Origin of the sequence: Clostridium sp. AF21-20LB (assembly GCF_003478795.1) — a bacterium.
GTDB classification, from domain to species: Bacteria; Bacillota; Clostridia; order Lachnospirales; family Lachnospiraceae; genus Otoolea; species Otoolea fessa.
In genome coordinates this window covers 74,946-83,843 of record NZ_QUGD01000012.1, presented here as the reverse complement: position 1 = coordinate 83,843, position 8,898 = coordinate 74,946, and the positions used below count along the sequence as shown (strand labels likewise).

The 8,898-nt window shown below is 50.0% G+C and carries 7 protein-coding genes and 1 pseudogene; all 8 read right to left on the bottom strand.

Annotated elements, in window-relative coordinates; translation table 11 throughout:
- Positions 1-319 precede the first annotated feature (319 nt).
- Positions 320-1,725 (bottom strand): annotated as a pseudogene (gene rlmD, locus DWX76_RS08205) (23S rRNA (uracil(1939)-C(5))-methyltransferase RlmD).
- A gap of 32 nt (positions 1,726-1,757) precedes the next feature.
- Positions 1,758-3,140, bottom strand: a complete 1,383-nt coding sequence (locus tag DWX76_RS08200) for an MATE family efflux transporter (protein ID WP_118570477.1) — start codon at positions 3,138-3,140, stop codon at positions 1,758-1,760.
- A 131-nt stretch (positions 3,141-3,271) separates the two neighbouring features.
- Entirely contained in the window at positions 3,272-3,904 is a 633-nt protein-coding gene (locus tag DWX76_RS08195; RefSeq protein ID WP_022358543.1) for an AAA family ATPase, read from the bottom strand.
- Positions 3,905-4,074: 170 nt separating this feature from the next.
- The gene (locus tag DWX76_RS08190) at positions 4,075-4,875 is read right to left on the bottom strand and encodes an N-acetylmuramoyl-L-alanine amidase (protein WP_117795973.1); all 801 of its coding nucleotides are present in this window, start codon (positions 4,873-4,875) and stop codon (positions 4,075-4,077) included.
- Positions 4,876-4,947: 72 nt separating this feature from the next.
- Complete coding sequence (dapF, locus tag DWX76_RS08185; RefSeq protein WP_117795974.1) at positions 4,948-5,748, bottom strand: diaminopimelate epimerase; 801 nt, start codon at positions 5,746-5,748, stop codon at positions 4,948-4,950.
- A gap of 46 nt (positions 5,749-5,794) precedes the next feature.
- On the bottom strand, positions 5,795-6,349 hold the full coding sequence (locus DWX76_RS08180; protein ID WP_117795975.1) for an ANTAR domain-containing response regulator: 555 nt from the start codon (positions 6,347-6,349) through the stop codon (positions 5,795-5,797).
- 31 nt (positions 6,350-6,380) lie between these two features.
- A complete protein-coding gene (locus tag DWX76_RS08175; protein WP_118570476.1) occupies positions 6,381-7,700 on the bottom strand; it encodes a glutamine synthetase family protein in 1,320 nt (439 codons plus the stop codon).
- A gap of 220 nt (positions 7,701-7,920) precedes the next feature.
- A complete protein-coding gene (gene dapF, locus DWX76_RS08170; RefSeq protein WP_022358537.1) occupies positions 7,921-8,781 on the bottom strand; it encodes a diaminopimelate epimerase in 861 nt (286 codons plus the stop codon).
- Positions 8,782-8,898: the final 117 nt, after the last annotated feature.

Here is an 8,898-nt window from a genome sequence, read left to right as displayed (position 1 = left end):
ATACTCTTAGCAATCCCACATCCTTATCTGTATTTTCCTTTACATCTGTACAAATATCAGATAATCTATCAACCACTATTCTATTATATTGATTAATGGGTATAAACCTATATGTTTTAAGCATTCCTTTCGTATCAATAAAGTCAGTTAATAAAATACTTAAATTCATATGTATCCTCCCTACACTTTGCCTTTTGCCAAAATGTATATCAACAATTCCGAAAATCTTACCCCTGGGGTAAATCAGTTTCCGCATGTGTCTTCTGCGGAAACTGAAACACACAACCATTTTTGCCACAAATCGGCGCAACCCTTTGATTTACCGGGCTTTTCTCGTCAGAAGAGTGACTGTCTCCACATGCCCCGTCCACCCAAACAAATCCACCGGCCATGCTTCTTTCGCCCGATAACCGTGCTTTGCGAATACTTTCAAATCGCGTGCCAATGTATCCGGACCACAGGAAATGTAGACGACACGTTTCGGCTGCATCAGGCTACCGCGTCGATAAATTCTTCGGTACTTCCGCTTCTCGGCGGATCCATGAAAACGACATCGGCGCTCTCGCTGCGGCCTGCCATATGAGACATGAACCGTCCGGCGTCATTGCAGAAGAACTGTGCATTGGTGATGCCGTTCTTCTTCGCATTCTGCACCGCATCCCGCACTGCATCCTGATTCAACTCTACACCGATCACCTTGCCTGCGTGCTTGCTGGCGATAAGTCCGATGGTACCGATGCCGCAATAAGCATCCAGCACCGTCTCCTTGCCTGTAAGTTCTGCCAGTTCCATCGCTTTTCCGTACAGCTTCTCAGTCTGAACTGAGTTAATCTGATAGAAGGAACGGGACGAAATACGGAACCGGAGCCCGCAGAGAACATCCTCTATATATCCTTTTCCGTACAGAACGTGTTCTTTGTCGCCAAGCACCATACTGGTGCTTCTGCCGTTGATATTCTGGACAATCGTAGTAATTTCCGGGTGCTTTTCACGAAGCGCCTTGACGAAATTGTTCTTCGACGGGAATACCGGGGATGCTGTCACCAAAACGACCAGAATCTCGCCGGTTGTGAAGCCGCGGCGAATCAGTACATGACGCAGCAGACCGTATCCGGTGTCCTCATCAAAAACACGGATCTTGAATGAACGAAGCATACTCCGGATCGTCACGATGATCTCGTCTGCTTTCTGATCCTCAATCAGACAGGAATCCACCGGAAGAATCCGATGTGTCCCCTCTTTGTAAATGCCAGAAATCGGATTATTTTTCCGATCCAATCCAAATACCGCATGAACTTTATTGCGGTAATGATACGGCTCTTCCATTCCAATGATCGGACGAACCGGACAGACACCGCCCAGCAGTTCTTCCATGCGCTTCTGTTTTTCTTTTAACTGCTGATCATAGGTTAAATGGAGATACTGACAGCCACCGCACTCACGGTAAATCGGACATTTTGTTTTTTCACGCTGTCCACCACGAACCGTTTTCTGACCGTCTTTTTCCCCTACATTTCGTTTTCTGTCCCCATGTGTGCCCCATTTATCCTCAACTCCAGACACTTTACGAGCAGATTTTCCCTGTTTTTCCCCATTGACTCCCACTTTTGCACTATTCTTGGAAAATCCAGTTGTTTTCTTCCCCCGGCCAAACGATTTCTTTCCTTCCGTTCTTTTTCCATCAGAACCATTCCCTGCTGTCTTTTTCCATCCTGTTTCTTTCATTTTTTCTCACACTTTCTTTCTTCGCTTATCTTCTACGCCTCTCCCAACTCTGCTTCCGTCTTCACGCCCTTAAAATTCTTCTTCCAACGTTCTTTCTTAAAATGCACCGCGTAAATGAGTCCGCGCACGCATTCATCGGCTGCCATTGCGATCCAGACGCCTTCCAGCCCCCAGCCGAGCTTGCTGCCGAGCAGCCAGGAACCAGCGGCAGCTACGACCCACTGGAAGGTGATTCCGACCATGGTCGGGGTCAGGACATCGCCGACCGCAATCAGGCATTTGGTCATAACAATGTTGACCGCGCGCCCGATCTCCAGCACAATCTCAATCACCAGAATCCGCCGTCCAAGCGCAATGATCTCCGGGTTGTCTGTGAAAATCAGGAAAATGTATTTACCTCCCAGGCACATCAGCACCGCCATCCCGACACACGCCGCAATCGCAACCTTCAGTGTCGCATTCACTCGTTTCTGTATATCATTCAGACGGCGCGCTCCGATCAGGTAGCCCAGCACAATCTGGGTTGCCGTCGCGATCGCCATCGCATAAACATAATCAATATTGGCAAAAATCGTACAATATCCCTTGGTTACAGTAACCAGCGTGCCAAAGGAATTAACAATTCCCAGAATTATCATCTGGGAGAGATTGTACGAAAAACTTTCGACCCCCGTCGGAATTGCCAACAGGCAGAGATTTTTTAAAATCTGCACCGGAAATGGACGCAGATAACTCATTCCCATTTTGACGCGGCGGCTCTTGAAAAACATTCCGATCATCAATGTCAGACCAACTAACTTACTGATATCCGTCGAGATCGCCGCTCCGACCGCCCCAAGCTGCGGCATTCCGAACCAGCCGTTGATTAAAATCGCATTTCCCACAATATTCATGGCATTCATGATAACTGATATAATCATGACTTCCTTTACCATGGCAAATGCACGGATCATCGCTGAGAAGGTCAGATACAATCCCTGCACCAGAATAAATGCGCCGACAATCAGCAGATACAGCGACGCCTCATCAAAAACCTCCTCCGGCACATGGATCGCCCGGTAAAGCGGCGTGTGCCCGGCAAAAACCAGGATCGTTGCCGCAAGACTGACGCCGCCGATCAGCACGATCGAGACCATGCAGGTCCGGGATGCATTTTTTTCATCCTGCGCGCCCAGATACTGGGACAAAATCACAGTAACCGCCGTCGATGCCATGCTCAGCACGATAATCACCAGGTTCATGATCTGGTTCGCATTGACAATCGCTGCCACCGAGGGCTGCGATACCCGGCTTACCATCATCTGATCAACGTTTCCGACCAAAAGCTGCAATAACAGCTCCACGAAGATCGGCAGCGACATCAGAAATAAATTCCGGTTCGTATTCATTTTGTCAATATCATTTTGATATTTCATATTTTCCCCTTACTTGTAATAATAGCAAAACAGCACATACAGCCGTCCAAACACTCTCGTATTCGCCCGGCTGCATGTGCCATTTTACACGATACTATATTGAATTGCAAGTGGAAGTCATTCTTTTTCCCTTACAAAAGCCCCCTCATTTTTAAATAATCCTTAATCAACTGAACCGCCCCGTCCACACCAATCTGTGTCGTATTGATCAAAAGGTCGTAATTCTCCGGCTTCTCCCAGTCGCGCCCTGCATAATAACGATTATAATCGCGGCGTTCCCGGTCGATCCGGTGGATATTTTTGAGGACATCTTTGTCCGCGTAGAGATTCCGCTCACGCACGCGCTCCTCGCGCACCTTGATATCCGCGTAGAGGAACACACGAATCAGTCCCTCGGTGCCGTCCAGCACATAATCCGCGCAGCGGCCGATGATGACGCAGGATTCCTCCGCCGCCAGCTTCCGGATCACTTCCGACTGGAAGCGAAACAAATTGTCGGCTGAAATGAGATCGGAACCGAACGACGGTGCGCCCTTTTCCGGTGTCAATGTATTGATAATCTTGTATAAAAGCCGGTTGCCCGCCTTCTCGTCTGCCAGATGGAAATAGCTCTCTTTGATACCGCTCTCATCTGAGTTCATACGGAGAATGTTCTTATCATAAAAACTGATCCCCAGATCTTCCGCCAACTTTTTGCCCGTATCCGCACCGCCGCTTCCATACTGCCTCGCAATCGTGATGATAATTTTTTTCTTCTCTGACATACCAAACCCCTCCCTTTATCTACAAGAAAATGCATGTTGCTTTCTATCTTCAGCATACCATAATGAGGGGATTTTTTCCATTCATTTTTACAAAAAGCACAGCAAAAATCAATCAAATAAGTCATTCTATTCTTATTTTCAGATAGTGCCTGTTTTTCAGCTTTTCTCCCCTACTTTACCTCCCTCTCATACAAAAGCACCGTCGGAAATCCCGCCTTCCGCAGTTCCTGTTCCATCCGCACAGCGTTGTCGAGATTTTTAAACGCACCGACCCGAAGCTTGAAATACGTCCCATCGTACACCAGAAATGCAGGGAATCCCATACGGCGCAGTTCTTCTAACTGCTGCTCTGCCAGCGATCGGATGCGGTACGCCCCCGTCTGGATCTGGTAATAATAGTCGCTCTCTTCCACCGGACGGCGATCCATGTCGTCATCGATTACATTTAGAATCCCAGATGCAACCGCCGCCGCAATTTCGTCAAACTGCGCGTCAAACCGCTTGTTATCCTCCGGATTGTCGATAAATCCGGCTTCAACCAGAACCGCCGGCATCTGCGTTTTCCGCAGCACAATCAAATCCGGGCGCTCGATCACGCCGAGATCCACATATCCGGTGCGCGCCAGCTCTCTCTGGATTGAATCCGCCAGCTGTTCTGATTCCCTGCCTGTCTTGTACACCAGCGTCATGACGCCCGAACCTTTTCCCGGCTCACTCGCCGCATTGCGGTGCAGGGAAACAAAATAGTCCGCGCCCGCCTCATTTCCCATCTCTGCTTTCTGGTAGGGCGTGTCATAAACGTCCGTTGACCGCGTGTAGACGACATTCACCCCATTTTCCTCGAGAATCCTCCCTACTGCCAGCGCCAGACGCAGGGTATCGTCCTTTTCCATCCGATCCTCAAATACTGCTCCCGGATCTTTCGTTCCGCCGTGCCCGGCATCTATCATCACTTTCTTTTTTTCTTCCAAAAGAAAAGACTCCTCTCACATATCGTTGTACTACTACCATATGTGAAAGAAGTCCCAAAGTTTCCTGTTTAATTATTCCTCATACTCCCCGCTAAACACTTCCACCGCCGGTCCAGTCATGAACACGCGGTTTTTCTCTCGGTCCCAGCGGATCTGCAGGCAGCCGCCCAGCAGCTCGACCTCAACCGCATCCTCCGTATGCCCTGCCAGAATGGATGCAACGGCAACCGCACAGGCACCTGTTCCACATGCCATCGTTTCGCCGGATCCGCGCTCCCAGACACGCATTTTTACGTGTGTGCGGTCAATGACCTTGACAAACTCGGTGTTGGTACGATCCGGGAAACGCTTATGGAACTCGAATTTCGGTCCAATCGTCTCCAGATCCAGGGAATCAATCTCATCCATAAACAGAACGGCGTGCGGATTTCCCATGGAAATTCCGGTAAATTCGTATTCCGTTCCATCTACCTCGATCTTCTCCGGAAGCTCGGAAGTCTGCTCCGGCTCGCCCATATCGACGGTGACCGCCGTTACTTTGCCATTTTCAACCTTCATATCCAGATATTTAATCCCGGACAATGTCTCAACAGAAATCTGCGGCTTGTCCACGATATGGTGGTCATACGCATATTTTCCCACACAGCGGATGCCGTTGCCGCACATCGCGCCGCGGGAACCGTCCAGATTGTACATATCCATGCGGCAGTCTGCCACCTCAGATGGGGTAATCAGAATCAATCCGTCGGAACCAATTCCAAAATGGCGGTCACTGACGGCAATCGCCAGCTTCTCCGGATCGTTTACCGTTTCTTCAAAACAGTTGACATAGACATAATCATTGCCAAGTCCCTGCATTTTTGTAAATTTCATCGTTTTTGCTGCTCCTTCTGCCTTTTTGATCCTATTGTAAAGGATCTTACGCCATTTTGTAAAGACTGATTACCATTTGTGCCGCCTCAATAAGGCTGACCTGACTGTCCATGCTGCATTTCTGCAGATATTTGTGCGCCTCCGGCTCCGCCATCCGGTTCCGCTCCATCAAAATAGCCTTTGCGGTGTCGATCGCTTTCTGATCCTCTTCCCTGCGCTTCTGCGGCGGCTGGCGGCGCATCCGCCGTCTTTTTTCCGCCTGTGACTGCTCAATCATGCGGACTGTCGAAACTAAATCTCCCATTTTAAACGGCGCCGGCAGGCAGACAATCCTTCCCATCGCTTCGCCGCTCCACCGGCTCGGGGAAGCAATGAGAAGCAAATCAAATCCCGGCGGCAGCTGGTCGGCAAGCTGCCGGCAGGTCATATCACCAAACCGGTAGCCGCTCACCACAATCCCGCTTCGCAAATCATCGGTTAACGCTAAAACCTGCGCGCCCGATGTGCAGGAGGCTGTGACCTGTATTCCATGTTTTACGAGTATATTTCTAATATTTCGTCCGTCCTGCGGCTTCGAAAATGCTACTATGATGTTTCCCACGTGGTCTCACCTCACTGCGATTTCGTACCCCCTAACAACGATACAGATATTCCGCTGTCTCCCAATCCGTCACATAGGCACAGAAGCGTTCCCACTCCTCTTTCTTGCCCTCGCCGTACATCCGGCAGAACTTTTCCCCAAATACACGGTGTGCAAATTCATTCTGATCCAGCTTCTGGAGCAATATCCCCAATGTCTCCGGGAACCGCGGCGCATTCTCATCGCCCGCTTCTTCATCCAGCACCAGCGCCTTCTCGATTCCTTCCAGTCCTGCTGCCAGAATCGCCGTCAGCGCCAGATACGGATTCGCAGACGGATCCGGGAACTGCACTTCCACGGAAATACGTCCGTTCCGGTCTTCCTTCACATGAACTGCCTTTTCACTTCCTTTTTCCCACACAGCCGCCGGGAACTCCGGCTGGAACACCGTGCTCCGCTCCGCCGCCAGACGTTTATATGAATTGACGGTCGGATTCGTAAAAATCATCATATCACTCAGATTTTTAAGCACGCCTGCTGCAAAATGCTTCGCCTGCGCCATCGCCTCGGCGCCCCGTCTGGAAGAGATCGACACGCCCACATGAAGCCCCGAGCCGTCGCCGCTCATGTTTGGCTTCGGCATAAAAGTCGCATGCAGACCGTGGCGTTTCGCAATCCGTTTGACCGCCGCCTTGAACGTCTGTAAATAATCTGCTGCCTCAATGCCCCGGCGCGCCGGAAGGACGAAGCTGTGCTGTCCGGCAGTCAGACCATGATGCGTGCTCTCGACCGCAAATCCTGCTTCCTCCAGGCTCAGAACCATGTCCCGGCGGACGCCCTCTGCCAGATCGATCGGCCCCGCGTCATAATACCCGGCAACCTCATGCGTCACCGTCGTCGGTCTCCCATCATCATCCGTGTGAAACAGATAAAACTCACACTGGAAATCAAAATCAAAGTCCAGTCCCATCTTCTCGGCACGTTTTACCGTTTCCTGTAAAATATGACGCGAATCCGTCCAGGACGGCGTCCCATCCGCATTGCAGACCTGGCAGATCACGCGCGCTACATTTTCCTGCCCGGAATCCCACGGAAGGACCTGATACGTTGATGCATCCGGCTTCAAGTACAATTCCACACTCTCGCTCTGGTCCGTCAGATACTCCGGCGCCGCCGCGCCCTCGATCCCAGCTTTCTGTAAGCCGCCGAGCGCAAACCGGTTGATTGCATACCCCTCTTTCATCGCTTTTTCCGCCTGCCTCCGCGTCATCTGGACCATTTTGCACTGTCCAAAAATATCGGTAAACTGCAGCTTTACCAAATCAACATCTTCATCAAAAAAAGGTTCGGATCGGTTCGTATTCTCTCCCATCGCCATTTCCTCCTATAAAAAACGAGGCAGCTGTCTCTGTCTCCAGTCAGCCCCCTCGCCCTCTTTTCATATACGCCCAGAATTTTCCTGCCTATACAGCCCCCAAAATTTCAAGCATACGTTTATGATCGTTTTGCTGTGTGAGAATGCCCCTGTCATTCTTTTCACAATTTTTATAAATAAAATATAGCAGTCCGATATTTTTCTGTCAAATACTTTTTTATTTAATCCGCAGCTGTTCGCTCAATTCATTTCCCAACTGGATATGTCCCACATATCCGACCTCGCCGACCATGTAAACCATGCCGTCCTCCTTTATTTCCACTTCCAGCGTGCCGCCCGGCATATGGACGTACATATGCGGATCAGCAAGTCCCAGGCGGTATGCCGCACTCGCCGCCGCGCAGGCGCAGCTTCCGGACGCCAGCGTATATCCAACGCCTCTCTCGTAGATCTCGATCTGGATATTCGTCCGGTCAAGGACATTTAAAATCTGCGTATTGACCTTTTCCGGGAAATATTCGGATGTTTCCGAATGCTCGCCGATCCGGCACACCATTTCCTTCGAAATCTCATTCATCCAGATAACACAGTGCGGATTTCCCATTGAAAGACAAGTCGTGACATACGGAATCTTTCCAAATACCATCGTCTGGTTTACCATCTCCCGCCGCTCGCCGGTCACCGGAATCTCATCGCTCCAGAACGTCGGATGTCCCATCGAAATTTTCACACGGGTCGCATCCTCGTTGAGATAAAAGACTGTCTCCTCGCCTCCCAGCGTTTTCCAGGAGATCGTCGTTTTCTGCACATATCCCGCGTCCCGCAGATATTTTGCAAAAATACCCATGCCGTTGCCGCTCTTCTCCGCCTCGCTTCCGTCCGCGTTGTAGATGCGTACATAAAAATCATTTTCCCCCAGATATGGACCCGCCAGAATGCCATCCGCGCCGATGCCAAAATGACGGCTGCACATCTTCTTGATATTCTCCGCATTCAATTCCAGATCATTCTTATTTGGATCAAACACCAGGTAATCATTTCCCATACAGTGATATTTTTCAAGCACAACCTGTTTCATCGCGATACCTCCTGCCCCTTTTAATCAATACCATAAAAATCTTTCATCGTAACTGTTCAGTACCTTCACAGTCACGCGCAAAAACCCATTAAAAATTGCCTACGGCAATGGGATTTT

What these genes read in the sequence shown, in the direction of transcription:
- DWX76_RS08200 (WP_118570477.1), bottom strand. Translation starts at nt 3,140, where the DNA reads ATGAAATATCAAAATGATATTGACAAAATGAATACGAACCGGAATTTA.
- DWX76_RS08195 (WP_022358543.1), bottom strand. Translation starts at nt 3,904, where the DNA reads ATGTCAGAGAAGAAAAAAATTATCATCACGATTGCGAGGCAGTATGGA.
- dapF (WP_117795974.1), bottom strand. Translation starts at nt 5,748, where the DNA reads ATGAAATTTACAAAAATGCAGGGACTTGGCAATGATTATGTCTATGTC.
- DWX76_RS08175 (WP_118570476.1), bottom strand. Translation starts at nt 7,700, where the DNA reads ATGGGAGAGAATACGAACCGATCCGAACCTTTTTTTGATGAAGATGTT.
- dapF (WP_022358537.1), bottom strand. Translation starts at nt 8,781, where the DNA reads ATGAAACAGGTTGTGCTTGAAAAATATCACTGTATGGGAAATGATTAC.